Source organism: Conexibacter sp. SYSU D00693 (genome assembly GCF_017084525.1).
In the GTDB taxonomy this organism is placed as follows: Bacteria; Actinomycetota; Thermoleophilia; order Solirubrobacterales; family Solirubrobacteraceae; genus Baekduia.
Genome location: NZ_CP070950.1, coordinates 3,018,584 through 3,040,181, shown reverse-complemented (window position 1 = coordinate 3,040,181; position 21,598 = coordinate 3,018,584). Strand labels below are relative to the sequence as shown.

Annotated in this window: 18 protein-coding genes; 5 read left to right on the top strand and 13 right to left on the bottom strand. The window is 73.2% G+C overall.

Going from position 1 to position 21,598, the window contains the following annotated elements:
- The first annotated feature begins 2 nt into the window (after positions 1-2).
- Positions 3-1,418 carry an MlaD family protein gene (locus JUB12_RS15095; protein WP_205696244.1) on the top strand — a complete coding sequence of 472 codons (1,416 nt, stop codon included), beginning with the start codon at positions 3-5 and terminating at the stop codon, positions 1,416-1,418.
- Here JUB12_RS15095 and JUB12_RS15090 read toward each other — a convergent pair.
- The 6 genes from JUB12_RS15090 to JUB12_RS15065 are packed head-to-tail and all read right to left on the bottom strand — an operon-like array spanning position 1,415 to position 6,582.
- Complete coding sequence (locus tag JUB12_RS15090) at positions 1,415-2,095, bottom strand: hypothetical protein (RefSeq protein ID WP_205696243.1); 681 nt, start codon at positions 2,093-2,095, stop codon at positions 1,415-1,417. The genes JUB12_RS15095 and JUB12_RS15090 overlap by 4 nt on opposite strands.
- Positions 2,080-3,357, bottom strand: a complete 1,278-nt coding sequence (locus JUB12_RS15085; RefSeq protein WP_205696242.1) for a PD40 domain-containing protein — start codon at positions 3,355-3,357, stop codon at positions 2,080-2,082. The genes JUB12_RS15090 and JUB12_RS15085 overlap by 16 nt, the downstream gene beginning before the upstream one ends.
- Positions 3,354-3,932 (bottom strand): RNA polymerase sigma factor, encoded by a 579-nt coding sequence (locus JUB12_RS15080; RefSeq protein WP_205696241.1) that lies wholly within the window; start codon positions 3,930-3,932, stop codon positions 3,354-3,356. The genes JUB12_RS15085 and JUB12_RS15080 overlap by 4 nt, the downstream gene beginning before the upstream one ends.
- Before the next feature lie 7 nt (positions 3,933-3,939).
- Positions 3,940-4,524 carry a GNAT family N-acetyltransferase gene (locus JUB12_RS15075; protein ID WP_205696240.1) on the bottom strand — a complete coding sequence of 195 codons (585 nt, stop codon included), beginning with the start codon at positions 4,522-4,524 and terminating at the stop codon, positions 3,940-3,942.
- A 16-nt stretch (positions 4,525-4,540) separates the two neighbouring features.
- Positions 4,541-5,899, bottom strand: a complete 1,359-nt coding sequence (locus JUB12_RS15070) for an ABC transporter permease (RefSeq protein WP_205696239.1) — start codon at positions 5,897-5,899, stop codon at positions 4,541-4,543.
- Entirely contained in the window at positions 5,899-6,582 is a 684-nt protein-coding gene (locus tag JUB12_RS15065) for an ABC transporter ATP-binding protein (RefSeq protein ID WP_241004278.1), read from the bottom strand. Before JUB12_RS15065 ends, JUB12_RS15070 begins: the two co-directional genes overlap by 1 nt.
- Positions 6,583-6,625: 43 nt before the next feature.
- Between JUB12_RS15065 and JUB12_RS15060 the strand changes: the two genes are divergently transcribed.
- Positions 6,626-7,447 (top strand): TIGR00282 family metallophosphoesterase, encoded by an 822-nt coding sequence (locus JUB12_RS15060; protein WP_205696238.1) that lies wholly within the window; start codon positions 6,626-6,628, stop codon positions 7,445-7,447.
- Here JUB12_RS15060 and JUB12_RS15055 read toward each other — a convergent pair.
- The 5 genes from JUB12_RS15055 to JUB12_RS15035 are packed head-to-tail and all read right to left on the bottom strand — an operon-like array spanning position 7,353 to position 12,598.
- Entirely contained in the window at positions 7,353-8,513 is a 1,161-nt protein-coding gene (locus JUB12_RS15055; RefSeq protein ID WP_205696237.1) for a glycosyltransferase 87 family protein, read from the bottom strand. The two genes, JUB12_RS15060 and JUB12_RS15055, sit on opposite strands and share 95 nt — an antisense overlap.
- A complete protein-coding gene (locus JUB12_RS15050) occupies positions 8,453-10,120 on the bottom strand; it encodes a hypothetical protein (protein WP_205696236.1) in 1,668 nt (555 codons plus the stop codon). The genes JUB12_RS15055 and JUB12_RS15050 overlap by 61 nt, the downstream gene beginning before the upstream one ends.
- Positions 10,078-10,524, bottom strand: coding sequence for a GtrA family protein (locus tag JUB12_RS15045; protein ID WP_205696235.1), 447 nt, complete (start codon positions 10,522-10,524; stop codon positions 10,078-10,080). The genes JUB12_RS15050 and JUB12_RS15045 overlap by 43 nt, the downstream gene beginning before the upstream one ends.
- Positions 10,521-12,020, bottom strand: a complete 1,500-nt coding sequence (locus JUB12_RS15040; protein WP_205696234.1) for an alkaline phosphatase family protein — start codon at positions 12,018-12,020, stop codon at positions 10,521-10,523. The genes JUB12_RS15045 and JUB12_RS15040 overlap by 4 nt, the downstream gene beginning before the upstream one ends.
- Positions 12,017-12,598, bottom strand: a complete 582-nt coding sequence (locus JUB12_RS15035) for a DUF4126 family protein (RefSeq protein WP_205696233.1) — start codon at positions 12,596-12,598, stop codon at positions 12,017-12,019. The genes JUB12_RS15040 and JUB12_RS15035 overlap by 4 nt, the downstream gene beginning before the upstream one ends.
- Before the next feature lie 45 nt (positions 12,599-12,643).
- On the opposite strand from JUB12_RS15035, the gene JUB12_RS15030 reads away from it, so the two are divergent.
- Complete coding sequence (locus tag JUB12_RS15030) at positions 12,644-14,026, top strand: PLP-dependent aminotransferase family protein (RefSeq protein WP_205696232.1); 1,383 nt, start codon at positions 12,644-12,646, stop codon at positions 14,024-14,026.
- Positions 14,023-14,964 carry a D-alanine--D-alanine ligase gene (locus tag JUB12_RS15025; protein WP_205696231.1) on the top strand — a complete coding sequence of 314 codons (942 nt, stop codon included), beginning with the start codon at positions 14,023-14,025 and terminating at the stop codon, positions 14,962-14,964. The genes JUB12_RS15030 and JUB12_RS15025 overlap by 4 nt, the downstream gene beginning before the upstream one ends.
- Positions 14,965-14,976: 12 nt before the next feature.
- On the opposite strand, the gene JUB12_RS15020 is transcribed toward JUB12_RS15025, so the two are convergent.
- On the bottom strand, positions 14,977-15,465 hold the full coding sequence (locus JUB12_RS15020; protein ID WP_205696230.1) for a bifunctional nuclease family protein: 489 nt from the start codon (positions 15,463-15,465) through the stop codon (positions 14,977-14,979).
- A gap of 116 nt (positions 15,466-15,581) precedes the next feature.
- Between JUB12_RS15020 and JUB12_RS15015 the strand changes: the two genes are divergently transcribed.
- Positions 15,582-16,148 (top strand): pyridoxamine 5'-phosphate oxidase family protein, encoded by a 567-nt coding sequence (locus tag JUB12_RS15015; protein ID WP_205696229.1) that lies wholly within the window; start codon positions 15,582-15,584, stop codon positions 16,146-16,148.
- Positions 16,149-16,550: 402 nt separating this feature from the next.
- Here the strand turns inward: JUB12_RS15015 and JUB12_RS15010 are convergent, their stop codons facing one another.
- Positions 16,551-21,158 carry a hypothetical protein gene (locus JUB12_RS15010; protein ID WP_205696228.1) on the bottom strand — a complete coding sequence of 1,536 codons (4,608 nt, stop codon included), beginning with the start codon at positions 21,156-21,158 and terminating at the stop codon, positions 16,551-16,553.
- Between the last annotated feature and the right edge of the window lie 440 nt (positions 21,159-21,598).

Sequence of the window (21,598 nt, the reverse complement as noted above, 5' to 3'; positions counted from 1 at the left end):
CCATGCCGAAGACCGGGTTCACCGTCGGGCGCGTCCTCACCATGGTGGGCTTCGCGCTGTCCTGCTTCGGGCTGCTGCTCTTCCTGTGGCTGAGCTTCGGCGGCGCCTCGCCGCTCAAGCCCAAGGGCTACCGGGTCGACGTCCTGCTCGACGAGGCCACGCAGCTCTCCGAGCAGGCCGACGTGCGCATCAGCGGCGTCCCCGTCGGCAAGGTCGTCAAGCACCGCCGCGACGGCGACCGCACGCGGGCGACGCTCGAGCTCCAGCGCACCGTCGCGCCCCTGCCGTCCGACACGCGCGTCGTCGCGCGCCAGAAGACGCTGCTCGGCGAGACGTACATCGAGCTCACCCCGGGCCACAAGTCGGCCAGGCCGCTGCCCGAGGGCGGCACGCTCGCCCGCGGCCAGGTGCAGCCGACCGTCGAGCTCGACGAGGTCCTCCAGGCCCTCGACGCGCCGTCACGGCGCAACCTCCAGGGCTGGCTGCAGAGCTGGGAGAAGGCCTTCGACGGCCGGGGCCAGGACCTCAACGACGCCGTCGGCCACCTGCCGGGCCTCGCCCAGGACGGCGGCGACCTCCTCGCGACCATGGACGCCCAGGGCCGCGCGGTGCGCCAGCTCGTGCGCGACGCGGGCACCGTCCTCGGGACGGTCGGCGAGCGCGACGAGGCCACGCAGGAGCTCGTCCAGGCCGGCGACGAGGTGCTGCGCACCACCGCCGCGCAGACCGACGACCTCCGGGCGACGGTCCGGGTGCTGCCGTCGTTCATGTCGGCGCTGCGCGCCTCGTCGGCCAGCGCCCAGACCCTCTCCAAGGACATCGTCGGCCCGCTCGAGGACCTGCGGCCGGTCGGCCGGATGCTGCGCTCCACGCTCGAGCGCAGCGCCGTGCTGGGCGACGACCTGCGCGCGGTCTCGCGCGACATCCGCCCGGCGATCCGCGCCGCGAAGGAGGGCGTGCCCGCGGCGACGTCGATCGTGCGCGCCGCCGGCCCGCTGATGGACCGCCTCGACCCGCTGTCGCGCCACGTGCGCCCGGTCGCGTCGTTCCTCGACGACTACCGCCGCCAGTTCACCGCCTCGTGGCCGTCGGTGGCCGCGGCGACCGAGCCGATCGCCCCCACCGCCTCGGGCCGTGAGGCGCACTACCTGCGCCTCACGACGCCGCTGTGGAACGAGGCGACGGCGCTCTTCCCCGAGCGCCTGGCGACGAACCGCGCCAACCCGTACCCCTCACCGGGCAACGAGGCGCGCGAGAAGGACCGCGGCGTGCGCGAGGCCTTCGACTGCAGCCACACGTCCAACGCGCTGAACCTGCCGGCCCTCGGCCCGGGCGCGCCGCCGTGCCTGCAGCAGGAGCCCTACACCGCCGGTGGCGACACCGGCCGCTTCCCGAAGCTCAAGCCCGCGGCGCCCTAGTCGAGCGGCCGGGAGCGCTCGGCGACGTCGACGAGCGTCGCGACGAGCTGGGGCGTCGCCGGCGTGCGGCCCTCGGGCAGGGTGTGGGCGCTGACGACGTAGCCCGCGCCATCGACGTTGTGCACCAGCAGGACATGGCCGCCGTGCATCCCACCGGCCGGGTACGGCGCCGCGCGCACGAGCAGCGCCGGCCGGCCCAGGACGCGCGGGCGACCGAGGACGGTGAGCGGCACCTGCTGGCCTCCGCCCCCGCCTGGGCGTTGCGGCGCGCGGCCGACGACGCGCAGGTCGTCGCGGACGGACGCGACCGGCCAGCGGCCGTGGCGCGTGCGCAGGTCGAACGGCCGGCAGCGGCCGCCGAGCAGGACGTGGAACGGGGCGTTGCGGGCCCGCACGCCGCGGGCCTCGAGGTCGAGCAGGTACGTGCAGCCGTCGAGGTCGAACATCCGCGGCCGCCGGTAGCCCGCGCCGGTGGCCGGCACCACGAGCGGGCACCGCACGGGCTCGCGGACCGTCGCGGCGCCCTCGCGACAGGCGGCCCGCAGCGCCGGGGTCGCCGGCGCGGTCGCGGGCGCGACCTCCGGCGCGGACGGCGCGACGGTGGCCGGCGGCGCGTCCTCCCCGCAGGCGGCGAGGGCGGTCGCCGCGACCAGCGCGCCGGCTAGCGCGCGCAGCACCAGCCCTCCACCCGCGGGAAGGGGCCGGCCGAGGTGCCCGGGAGCGCGGGGTCCTCGAGCGCCATCCGCCCGCCGCCGTAGCGGTCGGCGGCGCCGTCGAGCGACCGGGCGGCGGCCAGGCCCTCCGGGCCCGGACGGAGGAAGAGCAGCGCGTCGGCGCGCACGCTGCCGACCGCGAGCCAGCGGCCGTCGGGCGACCACGCCAGCCCGCGCACGGGACCGGGGACGGCGACGAGCAGGCGCGAGCGTCCGCGGCGGTCCACCCGGACGACCCGCCGCTCCGCCGTGCCGGCCACGCGGCGGACGACCGCCCACCCACCGCCCGGCCGGGCGGCAAGGCCCTCCTCGCGCGTCCGGCGCGCGAACGGCCCGAGGTGGCCGTGCAGCCCCCCGCTGCGGGCGTCGACGAGCGTCGTGCCCACCGACGTCTGGGCGGCGAGCAGCCGCCCGTCGGCCGAGGGGACGATCCGCAACGGCCGGCCGACCGGCACCGGCCGGCTGCGCCACACCGGGACCATCGTGTCGGCGTCGCGCAGCACGACGCGGCGCCGGTCGTCGGCGTAGGCGACCAGGTGGCGGCCCGACGCGCGCGGGTCGACGACCCATGCGGGCCGGGCGACGCCCGCCGCCGCCACCGCGTGGTCGCCGGTCCCGTCGCCCGCCACGACGCGCAGCACCATCCGGCCGCGCTTCGTCGACGGCGCGAGGTAGGCGATGCGGTAGCCGCTGGGCGACCACACCGGGGCCCGCAGGCGCCGGCGCCCCACCCGTGGCGCCACGACCGTCCACCGCGCGTCGGGCCGCGCGCGCGGCGCGTAGGCCGTGAGCGCGGCGCCGCGCACGACGACGACGAAGCGCCCGCGCGGCGACCAGGCCGCCGCGTCGACCGGCCCGATGGCACCCCCCTCCAGGCCCTCGCGCCCGAGCACGCCGAAGCCGCGCCACGAGGCGGTGAGCAGCCGGCCCGTCCCCGGCACGCCGGCCGCCGGGGTCGGCCGCGGCGTCGTCCTCTCGGTCCCGACGACCTCGCGCACGCGCTGGCGCAGCCAGTCGGCGACCGCGTCGCCCGGCGCCGTGAGCACCAGGCCGAGGACGAGGAGCGTCGCGAGGGCGGGGGCCAGGACGCGGGCGACGCCGACGCGCCGCGGCGGCGCCGGCCGTCCGCGGTGGGCGGCGCGGAGGACCTCGCGGGTGCGCCCGCGCGCCTCGCCCTCGCCCGGCGCCGGCGCCTCGCGCAACCGGTCGAGGTCCGGGCCGGTCATCGCGCGAGCTCCTGGGCGAGCGCGTCGAGCGCGCGGCGCAGCCGCGAGTTCACCGTGCCGCGCGGCACGCCGAGCAGCTCGCCGATCTCGGTCGGGGTCAGCTCGAGCAGGTGGCGCAGCGCGACGACCGTGCGCTGGTCGTCGGGCAGGGCGGCGACGGCGGCGAGCAGCGCGTCGTCGGGCGGTCCGTCCTCGGGCGCTGGCAGCGCCTCGAGTGGGGCGTCGCCGACCTCGCGGCGCAGGGCGCGCGAGCGCTGGGCGTCGATCGCCCGCCGCGCCACGATCGTGCGCAGCCACGGCCCGAAGGGCCTCCGGCGGTCGAAGCGCTCGAGCGCGCGGACCGCCGCGACGAACGCCTCCTGCGCGATGTCCTCCGCGGCGTGGGGATCGCGGACGACGAGCCAGGCCGCGCGGTAGGCGGCGGGCCAGTGCGCGCGGAACAGGACGTCGAGCGCCGCCTCGTCGCCGCGCAGCGCCCGGCGGACGGCCGCCCGTTCGGCGCGCGGGCTCAGCCGCGCCGCGGCCGCGGTGCGCGCGAGGCGCGGTCCGGCGGCGGCGACGGCGGTCGGCGGCACACCCCCACTACGAGGGCGGGCCCTCGAGCGGTCCCGGCCACTCCTCGGCGGTCATGGCGAAGATGTCGTGGTCCTCCCACGCGCCGGCGATCTCGAGGTAGCGCAGCGCGCGGCCCTCGCGCCGGAAGCCCGCCTTCTCGGCCACCCGGATCGACCGCGCGTTGCGGGGGATGACGGCGGGCTGAACGCGGTGCAGGCCGGCGACCTCGAAGGCGAAGCGCAGGACGAGCCGCGCCGCGCTCGTGGCGTGGCCCTTGCCCGTCGCGTCGACCGACGTCCACCACCCGAGCGTCGCGTTGCGCCACGGCCCGCGCACGACGTTGGCCAGCGCCTGGCGGCCGACGATGCGGTCGCCCTCCTCGCGGTCGAGGACCGCGAAGGCGAAGCCCACGCCCGCGTCCCACGCCGCGACGTCGCGGCGCAGCTGGTCGGCCTGGCCCTCGCGTGTCCACCACCGCTCGGGGCGGATCGGGTCCCACGGGGCGAGGTGCTCGCGGTTGCGGGCGACCAGCGCGGTCATCTCGTCGAGGTCCGAGAGCGCCAAGGGGCGGATCGCCGTCGCCCCGCCGTCGAGCCTGACCCGCCGCACCATCGCCGCGGCAACCCTGTCAGGAGAACCGGCGGAGTGCCACCCGGGCCAGCACCCCGTGACCCGCCACGAGCGCCGCCAGGTGGGCCAGCGGCCCCGGCACGCCGGGGTCGGCGCCGGTGAGCGCGGCGTTGGCGGCGTCGAGCGCGGGGTCGAACGGGAAGAGCGCGTTGACCACCGAGACGACGTCGAAGAGCGAGGCCGACACCGCGCCGGACGGGATGAGCGCGAGGAACGCGATCGGCAGCGCGAGCAGGAACGCCAGCAGCGACGCCGCCCGCACGTCACGGGCCAGGGCGCCGATGGCGACCCCGAGGGTCCCGAAGGCCAGGCCGCCGGCGGCGATGACCGCGACCCACAGCGGCGCCCGTCCCCAGTCCAGGTCGTAGACCGCCGCGACGACGACGGTGAGCAGCAGCGTCGCCAGGCCCGAGCACAGCGCGGCCAGGACGACCTTCTCCGCGAGGAGCGTCGTCCGGGTCGTCAGCCCCCGCACGAGCCGCGCGAAGGCGTGCTCCTCGCGCTCGAGGGCGAGCATGCCCGCGCCGAGCAGCACCGCCACGAACATGAGCGAGACGGTGATCGCGATCGCCACGAAGAAGTCCTCGAGCGGCGTGTCGGCGCCCTCGACGATGGTCTGCTTCACCGCCAGCGGCGAGCCGACGGTCTGCAGCACCGGGCCCGCGACGTCGAGGTTCTGCACGGCGAGGCGCGCGAACGTCGCGACCCGGTCGAGCGCCGCCTGGCGGCGGTCGCCCGCGGGCAGCTGGGACGAGACGGCACGCAGGATGCGCTCGGTGTTCTGCAGGCCGAGGACCTGGAAGCTGCGGCCCAGCAGCCGGAAGTCGCCGCCGCGCAGGAGGATGTCGAGGTAGCGCCCGGCGAGCTTGGCCAGCTGGTCGGCGATCGCCTTGTTGGCCTGCGCGAGCTGGGACTCGATGCGCGACTGGACCTCCTGCGTCTTCAGCGGGTCCTCGGCGTTGTAGAGGACCTCGAGCGTCGGCCGCTGGCCCGCGCCCGCGAGGTTCACGGTCGCCTGCAGGCGGTCGACGACGTCCTCGGGGACGATGAGCGCGCCGAGCACCTCGCCGTCGCGGACCATCCGCAGCGCCTCCTCGCGCGTCGTCACGCGCACCGGCTCGACCGCCGTGAAGAGCCGGCCGGCGTAGGAGGTGGCGTCGAAGGTCTGCCCGCCCACCGAGAACTCCCCCTCGCCCTCGGGGACCTCGTTGACGAACGCCACGCGCGGCTTGTCGGGCGTGTCCTTCAGCGCCACGGCGACCGCGAGGCCGACGCCCACGGCGTAGACCACGAGCAGGCCGACGAGCAGGGGCGAGCGCCGCAGGATCCGCAGGTCCTTGAGCAGGAGCCAGCGCACTAGTGCCCGCGCTCCCGCAGGAAGCGCACGAACGCGGCCTCGAAGCCCTTCGCCTCATCGCCGACGGCGCCGTGCAGCTCGGCGGGCGATCCGGTGAAGACCAGCTCGCCGTCGGCCAGGACGAGGACGCGGTCGGCGTGGCGCTCGGCCTCGGCGACGTCGTGGGTCGTGAAGAGGATCGTCGTGTCCATCGCGCCGAGGAACTCCCACAGGCGCTCGCGCTGGAGGGGGTCCAGCGAGGAGCTGGGCTCGTCGAGCAGCAGGACGTCGGGGTCCGCGAGCAGGCCGACGGCGATGTTCACCCGCTGCTGGCCGCCGCCCGACAGCCGGCCGAGCTCGTCGCCCGCGCGGTCGGCCAGCCCGGTCTGCCCGAGCATGCGCTCGACCGCCGCGCGCGGGTCGCCGACGCCCTCGAGGTGCGCGAACAGCTCGAGGTTCTCGCGCACGCTGAGCTTGGAGTAGACCGCCGGCTGCTGCGGGACCCACCCGATGCTCGCCGGCCGCGGCTGGACCGCACCGTCGCTGGGCTGCAGCGTCCCGCCGAGCAGCCCGAGGAGGGTCGTCTTGCCCGCGCCGTTGGGGCCGATGACCGCGACGACCTCGCCCGCCTGCACGCCGAAGGACACGTCGCGCAGGGCCACCCGGTCGCCGAAGCGCTTCGTCAGCGACGCGGCGCCGATCACCCCCGCGACTCTAGTCGGCCCCCGCCGCGTCAGACTCCACCCCATGGCGGGGCACGAGGCCACGATCCTGTTCGTCGGCGACGTCGTCGGCAGCGTGGGCCGGCGCACGCTGCTCGGCCTCCTGCCGCAGCTGCGCGAGCGCCACGCGCCGGACTTCGTCGTCGTCAACGGCGAGAACATCGCCGGCGGGCTGGGGATCACGCCCAAGCTCGCCGACGACCTCCTGGCCAACGGCGTCGACGTCATCACGCTGGGCAACCACACCTACCAGCGCAAGGAGATCGGGCCCTACCTCGACTCCGACAAGCCCATCGTCCGCCCGGCGAACTTCCTCGCCGCGCAGCCGGGCCGCGGCAGCGTGGTGGTGGAGCGCAACGGCGTCAGGCTGGGCGTCCTCAACCTCCAGGGCAACGTCTTCCTGCAGTCGGGCCGTCACATGTTCAGCGAGGCCGACACCTCCGTGGCCAAGCTCGAGCGCGAGGCCGACCACGTCCTCGTCGACGTCCACGCCGAGGCCACCAGCGAGAAGGTCGCGCTGGGCTGGCACCTCGACGGCCGTGTCACCGCGGTCGTCGGGACGCACACCCACGTGCCCACGGCGGACGCGCGCGTCCTGCCCGGCGGCACCGCCTACTGCACCGACGTGGGGATGACCGGCCCGCGCGGCGGCGTCATCGGCGTCAAGAAGGAGCAGGCGATCGCCTCGATGCGCACGCACATGAAGGTGCGCTTCGAGACCTCCGAGGACGACCCGTGGCTGATGGGCGTGGTCATCCGGGCGGCCGCCGAGCCGCGGCGCGCGACGGCGATCGAGCAAGTGCTCGAGCCGTGGCGGCCAGGGCCCCGAGCAGCAGCAGGTTCCTGACGGCGACGAGCTCGGCCACCGCGCCGCGCTCGAAGACCAGGTCGAAGTAGCGGCCCGGGAACCACAGCCGGGTGAGCACCGCCGCGCCGGCGACCAGCGCCGCCGGGACGACGTGGCCCCGGGCCGCGACGAGCGCCGCCAGCGGCAGCAGCCAGAGCAGGTACTGCGGCGACAGCACCGCCCCGAGGCCGACGAAGGCCAGGACGGCGCCGAGGGCGCCGAGCAGCAGCGCGTCGCCGTCGCGCCGGCGCGCGACGAGCGCCGCGATCCCGGCCAGCGCCAGCACCTCCAGCACCACGAACGCCGTCCGGACCGCGCCGGCGGGACCGCCGTCGAGGCCGTTGGACTTGAAGGGGTCGGGCCGCACCGGGGCGCCCGTGACGTACGAGTCGCCCAGCGCGAAGAGGACGCTCGCGGGCGAGGACTCGAGCTGCACCGGGCGGTCGAGGTGGAAGTGCAGCAGCGCGCCGGGGAAGCCGCCGAGCACGAGGAACGGCAGGCAGCCGGCGAGGACCGTCGCGGCGGCTGCGCCCGCGTGCACGAGCGCGCGCCGGTCGCGCAGCCAGACGACCGCCACGCCGACGAGCAGCGCCGGCCAGAGCTTCACCAGCGTGCCGAGCCCCAGGACGGCGCCCGCCCACGCCGGCCGCGCGCGCAGCAGCAGCGTCAGCCCGCCCACCGCGAAGGCCGCCGGCACGAGGTCGAACTTCGTGCGCACGAGCGCGCCCGCCAGCAGCGGGACGAGGACGAGCAGCCACGCCGCCCGCCGCGACGGCGCCGCGAGCTGCATCGCCGCGAGCGCGACCGCGGCGATGGCGGTCCACGCCGCCTCGCTGCCGCCACCGAGCAGCAGCGGCCCGAGCGCGAGCGGCGGGTACTCGAAGTCGAAGTCCCGGTACGGGACCGCCCCGCCGCTGACCAGCCCGTCGACGACGGAGTAGACGTAGAGGTCGCTGATCCGGTCGTCGGCCGCGAGGGTGGCGAGCGTCGCCGCCAGCCCCGCGACTAGCGGGCCGGCGCGGCGAAGCGCCCGAAGAGGGCCAGCCAGACGAGTGGGGCGAACCACACGAGGTAGAGGTAGAACCAGTACGTCGCGCCGAGCTGGAAGGCGATGAGGACCGCCGCCGCCAGCGCCGCGAGGCCGACGAGGTCCCGCCGCCGCGGCACCACCGCGAGCAGCAGCGCGAGGCCGATGGCGATCCCCTGCCAGACCTTCTGGAGGCCGTCGAGGTCGTAGAGCCCCCAGATCGAGAACGGCGCGTCACGCCCGGCCTGGAACCCGATCGTGCGGTCGTAGACCTCGTGCAGCGACGGGCCCTCGAGCCACACGGGGAGCAGCGCGACGGCCGCGGCCACCAGGAAGCCGGCGGCGAACCGCAGGACGTCGCGCACCCCACCGGCCCGGTGGGTGGCGAACACCGGTGCCACCGCGAGCGTCGCCATCTTCGACAGCCCGCCGATCGCGGTCGCCGCCCCGCGGCGGACCGGCCGCTCCGCGAGCAGCAGCCCGACGAGCAGCAGCGCCGGCACGAGCGCGTCGTTGGAGTTCGTGTTCGAGGCGTAGATCGTGAACGGGTAGGCCGCCCAGGCGTAGGCCAGGACGATCCCCAGCCCGGGCCCGCGGATCCGCCGCCCCACGAGGAACAGCAGCAGCAGGCACGCGAGGTCGAAGGCGATCGCGGCGGCGTGCGCCGCGGGCAGGTCGTCCCAGCGCCCGCTCCACGGGAAGACGAGCTCGAACGGGACGTAGGCCGCGTAGCCGACCGGCCCGTAGGTGTCGCCGTGCTCGATGTCCTTCGGGAACGCGCCGTAGAGCCGCTCCCCGTGGGCGAGGCGGTCGGCCCCCACCACGCCCGCGTAGCCGACGTCGATGACGTTCGAGCTCGTGAGGTTCAGCCCCACGCGGAAGCCGACGAGGAAGACCGTCGCCACGACCAGCCACGCCGTCGGCACGAGCAGCGGCAGCGGCCGGCGCTCGGCCTCGGGGTCGGGCCGGCGCAGCCCCACCCAGAGCATGCGCAGCAGGAGGTAGGCCAGCAGCGGCGCGATGATCGGCACCGACGTGTCGATGTCGGCGTCGTTGAACGCCATGAGCGACAGGCCGAAGCCCGCCATGACGAGCAGGTCGAGGTGCAGGAGCCGGAACGGCCGCGACCAGGTCACGAACGGCGCGACGAAGAGGATGGTCAGCGGGATCCACACCCACGGCGAGTTGACCTTGCGCCCGAAGGCGCCGTCGTAGCCGCGGGCCATCGTCCACGCGACCTTGTAGCCCGTGTAGGCCTCGGTCACCACGCCCGTCGCGTCGTCGACGAGCACCTGCGCGATCTCGACCGCCGGCTTGTCGCGCGAGTAGAAGGAGACCTGCCAGCGGGTCTTGCCCTTGAGGAAGACGTTGGGGTACGAGCCCCGCGTCCTCCGGCGCTCGGCGATGACCTGCGGCAGCTGCTCGGCCACCTGGAGGACCTGGGCCCCCGTGCGCTGGTGGCCCGCCGGCTTGCGGGTCAGGTCGTCGACGCGCTCGACGGCGTTGCCGTCCGCCGGCCCGGCGACGACCTGCGTCGGCAGCCGCGCCGTCTGCGCCCCGGCCGGGGCGACCGGCGCGAGGGCGAGGACGGCGAGGAGCGCCGCTAGCGCGCGAAGGACCAGAGCTTGTTGCCCAGGAAGTTGCACGGGGTGGCGACGACGATGGCGATCGCCTGCGCCGGCACCTCGGCCATGTCGAAGCCCGCGACGAGCAGCTCGAGGACGGCGAGGTTCACGACGAACGCCGCGACGCTCACGGCGAGGAACCGCGCGGCCTGGAACCCCGCGTGGCCGTCGTGGGCCCGGAAGGTCCAGCGGCGGTTCCAGAAGAAGTTGTTGGCCACCGCCACCAGCCAGGCGGTCACCGCGGCGACGCGGTAGTCCGCGCCGGCGCTGTGGACCATGAGCGCGAACACCGCGAGGTTCACGGCGTAGCCGCTCGCGCCCACGACGCCGAAGCGCACGAGCTCGAGCCAGTTCGCGGGCTTGCGCAGCCCGAGCCGGACACGGTGGTGCAGACGCACGTCGACGGCGGCGCTCTCGTCCGTCATCCGGCCCCAGGGTACGGCGTCACGCCGAAGTGGGCGCGGACCATGGGCGCCACGTCGGTGATCGACCAGGCACCCGTGTGGCCCGGCGGTGGCTCGACGCCGCAGAACGCGAGCGCCCCGAGCGAGTCGGAGTGGTGCAGGGAGCCGTGGCTGCCGCCGCCCACGTGGTGCGCGCCGCCCCAGTCCAGGAACTCCCAGGTCGGCGCGGCGCTGAGCAGCACGTCGCCCGAGGTCGGGCAGTGCAGCGCGGCCTCGAGGCGCCGCAGCGCCTGCGGGTAGGTCGGGCCGTCGACGACGTCGCCGTCGCGGTGCAGGGCCAGCGCGTCGAGGTCGCCCTCGAGCTCCCAGCGCGTCCCGCGCGCGTCGCGCACCCCGCCCTCGCCGGTCGCCCGACGGAAGCGCACCGGCTCTCCGCCGCGGCCGCTCGCCGCGGCGCACCAGCCGTCCTCGTCGCGCCAGGCCACCACGTCGACGCCGTCCGCCGCGCGCGCCGCCTCGACGAGCCGCGGCACGAGCCGCCCGCGTCCGGCTTCGACCAGCCCGTAGACCATCGCGCTGCGCTGCGCCGGGCAGAGCGCGACCTCGGCGTCCTCCATGCGCCGGCCGCGGGCGCCCGCCACGGCGAAGTCGGCGAAGACGTCGGGCAGCGCGACCGTGCGCTCGACGTCGGCGTGGGAGTGGTCGGCGGCGACGACGACCGCGTGGCCGTCGAGGAAGCGCTCGAGCCCGCCGGAGGCGTCGGCGACGCGCGCGAGCTCGCGGTCGGCCCAGGCGATCGACTCGGCCTGGGCGTCGGAGCCGTGCTTGTGCGAGTGCGTGTCGTTGTCAGGCAGCGACAGCAGCAGGAAGTCGAAGAGGTCGCGCGCGGCGAGCCAGGCGCTCACGCAGCCCGAGTGGCGGTCGCGCACGCCCGGCTTGCCCAGCTGGGAGCGACAGCCCGTCTCGCGGCTGGCGAAGACGTCGGCGTAGAAGAGCTCCTTCGGGCCCTGCACCGGGCGCTTGAACGCGAGGCCGGCGACCCGGGCGAACGGCGTGTCGCGCGCGACCTCGTGCTGGTGGCGGCCGCGGTAGACGAGGTAGGTCGTGCCCGCGGTGCGCACGCCGGCGTCGTCGAGGCTCTCGAAGACCGTCTCGCAGTCCTCGGCGAGGTGCTTGCCGTTGAGGTTGTAGACGGTGTCGGTGAGCTGCTGGGCGACGCCGAGGCGCATCGCGGCGCGCAGCGACGAGCCGTACTCCACGTAGCGGCGCTCGCCGCGGTGGAACCAGTTCATCGACGGGATGCGATGGTGGTCCTGCAGCGTCCCGGTGGCGATCGACGTCGCGCAGACCGGGGTGACCGACGGGAACGCGGCGCACGACTCGCGCACGACCGTCCCGCGCTCGATGACCGCGGCGATGGTCGGAGCGGTGCCCGCGGCCACCGCGCGGTCGAGCTCGGAGGGCTTGCAGCCGTCGATGACGGCGAGGACGAGCTTAGGCGGGTGCGGCGAGCTCACCGCAGGATCCGCAGCCCCGCGTACTTCTGGCCCTCGCGGCCGCGCTGGCGGGCGCCGAGCACCGCCAGGAAGCCGACCAGCAGCAGCGAGACGGGCGGCAGCAGGACCGACAGCGCGGCGCCGACCAGGCCGGTGCCCTCGGCGTAGACCGGCAGCGCGGCCGCGGCGGACTGGTCCCCGGCCCGCGAGAAGCGCTCGCGCACCCGCTCGAAGAGCGAGCGCGCCACGACGTAGGAGCCGGCGGCGACGAGCGCCCCGAGGACCAGGCCGTAGAACCACGTGTCCTGGCTGTCGTCGAGCGTCGCCCCGAACAGCAGCGCGCCGACGGTGATGCCGAAGACGCCGACCTGCGCGGCGAGCGCGGGGCGCTGCACGCGCACCACGACCCCGGCGACGAAGAGGACCGCCATCAGGGCGAGGAACCAGGGCTCCTCGAGGAACGACAGCGCGGTGCCGTCGAAGTCCACGCCGACGTCGCCGGCGGCCAGGCCGCCCGCGACGAGCGCCGGGAGGAAGGGGCTGAGGCCGCAGCACGCTGCGAGGCCGAGGCCGGTGAGCAGGTCGAGGATGAGGTTCATCTTGTGGGTCGGGCGAGGGGGGTCCGCTACCGTGGACGGGCCATGATGACGGACGACCTCTCCGGCGGTCCGCGTCCGAAGGGGCGTTCTGCCCGCGACCTCGAGCGGTATGCGGGCCTCTTCGCCTCGCGGACGCGGGTCATGAAGTCCTCGGCGATGCGCGACCTGATGGCCCTGACCGAGCGGCCCGAGGTCATCTCGCTCGCCGGCGGCCTGCCCGACACCTCGACGTTCCCGGCCGAGGACTTCGCGGCGATCATGGCCAAGGTCGCCGTCGACTCCAGCGCGGCGGCGCTCCAGTACGGCCCGACCGAGGGCCTGGGCCGCGTCAAGGACGTCATCGCCCACGTCATGGCCGCGGAGGGCACGAAGGTCGACACGGGCGACGTGCTCGTCACGACCGGCGGCCAGCAGGTCATCGACCTCGTCTGCAAGACGCTGCTGGACCCGGGCGACGTGGTGGTCGCCGAGGCCCCGACCTACCCGGGCGCCATCCCGTCGTTCTGCGCCTACCAGGCCGACGTCGTGCAGGTGGAGATGGACGACGACGGCATGCGCATCGACGTGCTCGAGGAGACCCTCGAGCGCCTCGACCGCGAGGGCCGCACGCCGAAGTTCATCTACACGATCCCGAGCTTCCAGAACCCGGCCGGCGTGACGATGTCGCTCGAGCGCCGCAAGCGCCTCGTCGAGATCGCCCACGCGCGCGAGCTGCTGGTCCTCGAGGACAACCCGTACGGCCTGCTGCGCTACGAGGGCGAGCCGCTGCCGACGCTGCGCACGCTCGACGGCGGCGAGTTCGTCATCTACCTCGGGACGTTCTCCAAGATCCTCAGCGCGGGCCTGCGCCTGGGCTGGGCGGTGGCGCCCGGGCCGGTGCTGCAGAAGATGAACCTCGGCAAGCAGGGCGCCGACCTCTGCTCGTCCTCGCTGACGCAGTACTTCGTGGCCCAGTACTTCGCCGAGGGTCGCTGGGAGCCGTACCTCGCCCAGCTCAAGCAGCTCTACCGCCGCCGGCGCGACGTGATGCTCGACGCGCTGGCCGAGCACTTCCCCGCCGAGGCGACGTGGACGCGGCCGCAGGGCGGCCTGTTCGTGTGGGCGACGCTGCCCGACGCGATCGACACCACCGACCTCCTGGTGCGCGCGCTCACGCGCAACGTCGCGTTCGTCCCCGGGCGGGGGGCGTTCATGGACGGCCGCGGCGGCGCGTCGATGCGCATCAACTTCTCCGGGGTGCCCGACGACGACATCCGCGAGGGCGTGCGCCGCATCGGCGAGGTCGTCGCGGAGCAGCTCGAGCTCTTCGGCTCGATCTCCGGGACGCGTCCGGCGGGCGGCGGGAAGCGCCCGCAGGCCGAGCAGCGGCGCGACGAGGCCGGGATGGCCGACGTGCTGCGCCTGCCGCGCCGCCGCGCGAACGGATGACGAAGGTCTGCGTCCTCAAGGGCGGTCGCTCGCTCGAGCGCCAGGTCTCCCTGCGGTCGGGCGCCCGCGTCGAGGACGCGCTGGAGCGCCTGGGCCACCACGTGTGCGGCATCGACGTCGGGCCGGGGCTCGTGCGCGAGCTGCGCGAGCTCGCGCCCGACGTCTGCTTCGTCGCGCTGCACGGCCGCGACGGCGAGGACGGGACGGTGCAGGAGCTGCTCGAGGTCCTCGGGCTCCCCTACACCGGCTCGGGCGTCTCGGGCTGCATCCGCAGCGCCGACAAGGTCCTGGCCAAGCACGAGATGCTCGACGCGGGGCTGCCGACGCCCGACTTCGTCTCGTTCACCGAGACGGCGTTCAAGGAGCTCGGGGCCTCCGAGGCGCTCGCCGCGATCGAGGAGCGCCTGGCGTTCCCGCTGGTCGTCAAGCCCGCCGACCAGGGCAGCGCGTTCGGCATCCGCTACGCCGAGGACGCCGCCGCCGTCCCCGGGGCGCTCGTGGCGGCGTTCTCGTACTCGCGCAAGGTCCTGCTCGAGCGCCACGTCGAGGGGCGCGACCTCGCGGTCTCCATCCTCGGCGACGAGGCGCTGCCGATCGTCGAGGCCGTGCCGATCGACTCGCGCTACGACTTCGAGGCGCGCTACGAGATCGGGCGCACCGAGTTCGTCTGCCCCGCCGACCTCGGCGGCGACGTCACGGCGCGCGCGCAGGAGCTCGCGCTGGCGGTGCACCGGCGCCTGGGCTGCCGGGACGTCTCACGCGTGGACCTCCTGCTCGAGGAGGCCACCGGCGAGCTGACGGTCCTCGAGGCCAACGTCGTGCCCGGCATGACCGCCACGAGCCTGCTGCCCCAGGCCGCGGACGCCGCGGGCCTGGGCTTCGACGAGATGGTCGGGCGGCTCGTCGAGCTCGCGCTCGGCCGCCACGCTGCCGCGTAGGCCGGCGCGCGCCTAGGAGTCGCCGGCGAAGTCCTCGGGGGTCACCTGGTCGAGGAACTCCTTGAACTTGTCCACGACCTCCTCCGTGTCCTCGACCTCGTGCTCGAACTCGATCGCGGACTCGGCGATGACCTCCTCGGCGGCGAAGATCGGCGCGCCGGCGCGCACGGCGAGCGCGAGCGCGTCGCTGGGCCGGGAGTCGATCTCCACCTCGCGCCCGCCGACGGTGAGGGTGATGGACGCGAAGAACGTGTTGTCGCGCAGCTCGGTCACCGCGACCTGGGTGCAGCGCGCGTCGAGCTCGCCCAGCATGTCGCACAGGAGGTCGTGCGTCATCGGGCGCGGCGTCGTGGCCCCCTGGAGCTTCATCAGGATCGCGGCAGCCTCCGGGTGGCCGATCCAGATCGGCAGGAACTTGTTGCTGTCAACGGTCTTGAGCAGCACGATCGGCTGCTTGCCGACCATGTCGAAGCTCACGCCGTAGATGACCATCTCCTGCACCGGGAAGGGGCTCCTCTCAGGGGGTCCGGCCACTATAGCCCTGGACCTGCTCCGTTCCCGCTCGGCGGAGGGCCGTCGTGCTTGCGCACGGACGGCGTCGTCGTAGGCTCGACGGCATGGGTCGCACGTACGAGGAGCTCGACGCCACCTGGCAGCGCTGGATCGCGAAGCAGCCCGTGTTCTTCGTGGGCACGGCGCCCCTGGCGGGCGACGGCCACGTCAACGTGTCGCCGAAGGGCCCCATCGGCTCCTTCGCCGTGCGCGGTCCGCGCGAGGTCGCCTACCTCGACGTCCGCGGCAGCGGGGCGGAGACCGCCGCGCACCTGCGCGAGAACGGGCGCATCGTGATCATGTTCTGCGCCTTCCAGGGCCCGCCCCGGATCCTGCGCCTCCACGGCCGCGGCGAGGTCGTGGACTGGGAGGACCCCCGCTTCGAGGAGCTCGCCGCCGGGCTCGAGGCGCCTGGGGTCCCGGAGTCCCGTCGCTCCGTCGTGCGCGTCGACGTGACGCGGATCGCCGACTCCTGCGGCTACACCCTGCCGCTGCTCGAGCACGCGGGCGACCGCGAGCACTACGACAAGCACGCGCGCAAGCGCCTGGCGACGCTGGGCGCTGACGGGATGGCGGCGCGGACGCGCAAGCAGAACGCGGTGAGCTTGGACGGGCTGCCGGCGTTCGGCTAGCGAGGGCGTATGTCGCGCTAGGTCACGTACAACCTAACAGCTACGACCCGCCCTCCACGAAAGCGCACTTCAAGCACCTCCGCGTCCAGTGCGAGACTGCCACGCTCAGGACCTACCGTGTAGGTCCATCGCTCGGACGTTGAGCCGTAGTCAGGACGCCCCAAGACCTGCCTGACCCAGCCTGCTGGACGGCCCTTCAACCGACCGCAATGGAGCAGACCATCCACGTATCGGCGGCGAAACGGCAGGTCGCTGGCCCTCCCAACGTCACTGCTGAGCCACTCGTGCGCTCTTGGAGGCGCGATGCATGTGGAGGGCGCCACCTTTCTTGAACTCCCAGAGTCGCTGGTGCCACAGCCGGCAAATACCACAGCGACCACACAGATCGATGCCTTCCAATTTTCACACACCTTCACAGGAAAGCCCTGTGTACTCAGGCGAAATCCCATCCGAAGTGCGTTCCCGACGAAACAGAACGTGCCCCAAACCGTTTCTGTACGCCTCGTACGGGTCGGCGTTCCAAGGGATCTTCTCGCCTTGATACCAAGCATCTTCGAACAGGATGTGGCAGAGATGACGCTTCGAATGGCTTTGGTCTTCACGAAGCTCGGTTTCTGCGACATTCCGACCGATCTGGTTGTTCACCATGTCCATCCGCGAATTCCACCGGATGATGTCAGTCGAGGAGTCGTAGGCATAGGCCTCATGCGCCGTAGCCATTGCACGGGCGCCCTTCATCGCATTTGCCTTTAGGCCTGTCCGTTTGATCATGAGCGCGTTCCAGAAGGCATGCTGGAAGGCATTGGTGCGCGTCCCGTCGGACTTCCGCGTCTTACCAGTGAACAGGCGCTCAGCCATTGCCACCGCGTCTCGTGAGTCGATGTACCAGCCGGGGCAGTACCAGGCATATGCGCGACAGACTCGCTTCTCGTAGCTGTTGAGTGCATACGCCGCGGTAGCGCCATCCTCGCCTTCCTCGTCGTGGTGACAGATCTGTGCAGCGCCGTCCGCATCCCCGGCAAACACCTCGGTACAGATGGCCGTTGAATCCCGCCGCCCTGCTCGGTCGATCGGGGTCAGGCCCGCCATGAGCTCGTCGAACCCTTCCTCTGACGCGTCGATCATCACGGCGCCGAGCGCGTCATGTTCCTCCTGTGTGTTGATCGTACGGTCGGACCCGCCGTAGCGCCACGATGTCTCATAAAAGTCGACCTGCCAAGCGTCTCGATACAAATTGCCGGCGCGGTCCCAAACATCCACCTCGAGCGTGTGGGTGCCCGTCTGCCACCCGTATGCCAACGGGTCGAAGCCCGTCGTGTGGCGCATGCTGGTCGGGCTGCAGCCGTAGCCCGGACACTGCGCGTCGGTGCGATTCGTGCCCGGCAGGATCCGGCGGCTGCCGTCGGGGAGGACCTCGTGCCACTGGATGCTGACTACACCGCTGTGGTCATCGTCGGCTGCCACGTCGAGATCGCCATTGGTCATGGCGGTCCCGGTGGACGAGCGCGCGCCACCCGCGACCGTCACCCGCGGCTCCGTTTTGTCGACCGGGACATGGTACTGCTGCGTCGTCGTATTGCCGGCAGCGTCGATGGCGGTGACCTCGACGGTCTGCAGCCCGCTCGGCAGGTCGCCGATTCGTGAGCCGACGACCGCGTCGTTGCCGCAGTGCGGCTCGCCGTAGCTACCGCACGGGGAGATGAGGTTGTTCGAGTCCGCGTTGCCGCTCCAATTCGGGTGGCCCTGCGCACGGATGTAGAGCCTCTGGATGCCGCTTCCGCGACCGTAGTCCGTCGCGTGGAACCCAAGGGGCGTGTTCGGATCACGGGCCCAGTAGCCGTTGCGCTGCGCCTCGACGACCAGCGGCGGGGTCTTGTCCTGGAACGTCGAGAAGTACGTCCAGTCGGCCGGCTTCAGACCACGATCGAGGTTCTCTCGCTCAGCTGGCGTTGCGGCTTGCCAAACGTCGTCGAGTGCCTTCGCCTCGTCCCGGGTGTCGACCTGGTGGTTGTCCCCACCGTGCTCCCACGACGTCCGATGCACGTAGAAGTTCCACGAGTCGGTCGCGACGTTCCCGGCGCGGTCGGTGACCTCGACGTTGACTGTGTGGAGGCCGTTGGCGAGGTTCGCGGTGTGGCGGTAAACGACGTAGGCGAGCGAGCACGAGTCCTCCGTTTCGCCGCAGGTTTGCGGCAGCGTAGAGGCCTCGCCGTCGATCGTGATCTGGATCTTCGCCACGCCGGCCTGCGGACTGTCGGCGCTTCCATCGGTGGCGTCGACGCGCAGGCCCTGGTCCGGGAAGCGCATGACGTCCGCGCCACGCGATCCGGCGAGCGAGCCCGTCAGCTCGAACCGCGGCTTCGTCTGGTCGATGCCGATGTGGAAGTCCTTGCGCGTAACGTTGCCGGCCGCGTCTGTGGAGACCACCTCGACCGAGTTGGATCCGTCGCGGAACTGGTTGCCGGGTACCGTCGCCACGTCAGCACCGCCGACGCAATGCACCGAGCCGTAGCCGCACGGCAGCGTGAGCATGTGCGAGGCGCGCTTGCCGTCCCAATTCGGGATCGCGGGCGCGTCGATCGTCAGGTTCTGGATGCCCGTACCCTCGCCGTAGTCCGTGGACCGGAATGCGATCCGCTTGAAGCGGTCGTTCGTCCATCGCTCGTACTCGAGCGGGCCCAGGTACGGCGGGGTCTTGTCGAGGTAGTGCGTCACGATCGACCAGTCCGTCGGCTTAAGCCCGTTCATGAGCTCCTGACGCGGTGCACCTTCCGTCGCAGCGATCACGTCGGCTGCAGCGCGCGCCTCATCCGCCGTGTCGATCGCGTGGTTGTCGCCGCCGTGCTGCCAGGACGTGCGGTAGACGAAGAAGTCCCAGCTGTCGGTCTTGTGGTTGCCGGCGCGGTCCTCCACGTCGATCGCGACCGTGTGTCGGCCGGCGGCGAGGTGGGCGGTGTGGCGGTAGACGGTGTACGAGAGCGAGCAAGAGTCCTGCGTCGCCGGGCACGTCTGGTCGAGGATCGACGGCTCGCCGTCGATCCTGATATCGATCCGCTTGACGCCCGAGCGCGGCGCGGAAGACGTACCGTCGGTCGCGTCGACACGCAGGCCCTGGTCAGCAAACGCCATGACGTCCGCACCGCGCGAGCCAGCGAGCGAGCCTGTGAGCTGGATCTGCGGGGCCTCGTTGTCGACCTTGAGGGGCCACTTGTTGCCGCCGCCAAGGCGCAGACCAGCGTCGTAAACCCAGAGGCCGAGCTCGTTGATGCCGTTGGGCATGACCTTGGAGTCCCATGTCATCGTGCGCTCGTCGGTCTTCGGGCACGGGCTCTCGACACGGCCCGTGCAGCCGTTCGCGAAGCCGGTGCTGCCGCCGCCCGGCTGGAGGCCTGGGACGCCGAGGTTGAACTGCATGACGCCGAGGCCCGGGTCGGAGGCCTTTCCGACGACGGACACCTGATCGCGCACCCAGCCCTTCTGGTCCGGCGAGCCTGAGCCGGCGATGCCGGTAATGGACGGCGCCTCCGGATCGTCGACCTCGAAGACGACGCCGCCCGCGTAGGCGTCTTGCCATGTGGGGTTGACGCGGTTAGCGCCGTTGAACAGGGCGAATACGGCGGACTTGCCGTTCTGCACGTCGCCCTGGTTGGCAGGCGCGTCGATCGTCTGATTCGAGAACCCGGCCCCGTAGGTCCGGAGCCCGGTCCAGCCGCCGGAGACGCTGCTGTAGATGCCAGCCGCCACGAACGGCGAATTCAGCGTGTCGCCGCGCTTGTTGAAAAAGGTGTTGAGGAACGTCGCGCGCTTGAAGTACGACGTCCGATCCGCGGGGAGCGCGTAGTTCCACTGCGCCATTGCGCCGGCCGCGTAGTTGTAGCCCGCGAAGGCGTAGATGTAGAGGCCGTACGGTCCCGAGCCGTAGCAGCTCACGGGCGAGTAGCAGGTGTTGCGCACGGCCCAGTAGTTGCCATTGGCATCGGACTGCGCCGTCGTCCACCGCTCGAGCCCCGACGAGTTCCCGCTGTACCACCAGCCGTCACCGTTGCCCGCCTGCCACGGTTGGACCACGGGGTCGACGAGCACCGGGTACGCCACGTCACGGCCGTGGTGTCGCACCGTGAGGACGATCGAGTCGGCGTCCGCCGCGCGCATCGACGCCTGGACCGGGCGCCCTTGGGCGTCCTCGGCCACCGGGCGGGAGATGGTCGCAACGGGACGGCCGGTCGCGCTCACGACCCGCAGGCCGCCGTCCTTCGCCTGAACGAGCCGGCCGCCATTCGGCACATTAACGTGCAGCACCTGCCGCTCCGGGCTACGCGCTGAACGCGCGACGGTGAAGAACTCGAACCCAACGGCCCGTGGCATCGCGATGACGTCGGTATCCTGCGCCGCGTTGGGGAAGAGCACCTGGCGCCCGTCGATGACGCGGCCACGCGGATTGACGTCCTTGCCGGACACGAAGCGCACGCGGGTTCCGCCCTCGAGGCTGAAGCCGCCGCTCAGCCGGCGCGCGATGCGCGACCCCGACGTCGCCCGGACCGGAGCGTAGCGACCACGCCGCGGGCGCAGCCGGAGATCGACGGGGGCCTTGCTCCCGTCCCGGGCGCCGACGCGCAGCGGCTGGGTCGACGTGATGACACCGTGCCCGCGGCGGGGAACCGCCGTGAAGTCGCTCAGGTAGCGCCTGACCCCGCCTCGGCGGCCCAGGATGCGGGAGACGTCACCCTGCTGCGCGGTCAGCTCGTCGCTGAAGTGCCGGCGGACGACGCGCTCGGCCTGCCGGTCGCTGAGCCCGGCGTGGGCCGTGCGAGAGCGTCGGCGCGCGGCGCGCGCGGTCGCTGTTTCGAGGGCCCGGGACTTCTGCTGCACCGCTCGGACCGTGGCGTGTACCGCGTCGTCGTCCACGACGACAGCGGCTCGCCGCTCATCCCCTGCGGTGAGCGACGTACCAAAGACAGTGGCTGCCACCACCGCGCAGACGACCGTGAGTGCGCCGAGCAGGCGCGGCATGACAGACATCCCCGACCTCCGAGTTCTCCCCTGACATCCGCCGGACAGGCCAGCGGCCCTCGTGCTGGAACACGAGCGGTGGGCAAAGTAGCAGTGCCCCGATGCCAAGTTGCGCGCGTGGACGAATGGACGAGTCCGATTCCTGACAGAACAGGCTCGTACGATCACTCAGTGTCCTCTGTCCGAGGGGCGCAGCGGCCCGATGGATGCAGAGGATCGACGCCCGGGGACTCACGGAAGCGCGTTGACGCCGCCGACTGCCGGTCAGCCGCTCGCCGCGGCGTCCAGCGGCCCTGCACCGCGAGCCAGCCCATCGCAGCACCACTGGCAGCGTGGCTTCTTGACCTCGACGGCCTAGGCCGAGCCGGGTCGGGTCGGGGACCTCCTCGACGGCCTGCGCGGCACCGCCGCGTCAGCGCCGAGCCGGCCGTCAGCGTTCG

Coding starts and splice junctions, on each gene's coding strand:
- JUB12_RS15095 (WP_205696244.1), top strand. CDS start 3: ATGCCGAAGACCGGGTTCACCGTCGGGCGCGTCCTCACCATGGTGGGC.
- JUB12_RS15085 (WP_205696242.1), bottom strand. CDS start 3,357: ATGACCGGCCCGGACCTCGACCGGTTGCGCGAGGCGCCGGCGCCGGGC.
- JUB12_RS15075 (WP_205696240.1), bottom strand. CDS start 4,524: ATGGTGCGGCGGGTCAGGCTCGACGGCGGGGCGACGGCGATCCGCCCC.
- JUB12_RS15060 (WP_205696238.1), top strand. CDS start 6,626: ATGGCGGGGCACGAGGCCACGATCCTGTTCGTCGGCGACGTCGTCGGC.
- JUB12_RS15045 (WP_205696235.1), bottom strand. CDS start 10,524: ATGACGGACGAGAGCGCCGCCGTCGACGTGCGTCTGCACCACCGTGTC.
- JUB12_RS15035 (WP_205696233.1), bottom strand. CDS start 12,598: ATGAACCTCATCCTCGACCTGCTCACCGGCCTCGGCCTCGCAGCGTGC.
- JUB12_RS15030 (WP_205696232.1), top strand. CDS start 12,644: ATGACGGACGACCTCTCCGGCGGTCCGCGTCCGAAGGGGCGTTCTGCC.
- JUB12_RS15025 (WP_205696231.1), top strand. CDS start 14,023: ATGACGAAGGTCTGCGTCCTCAAGGGCGGTCGCTCGCTCGAGCGCCAG.
- JUB12_RS15015 (WP_205696229.1), top strand. CDS start 15,582: ATGGGTCGCACGTACGAGGAGCTCGACGCCACCTGGCAGCGCTGGATC.
- JUB12_RS15010 (WP_205696228.1), bottom strand. CDS start 21,158: ATGCCGCGCCTGCTCGGCGCACTCACGGTCGTCTGCGCGGTGGTGGCA.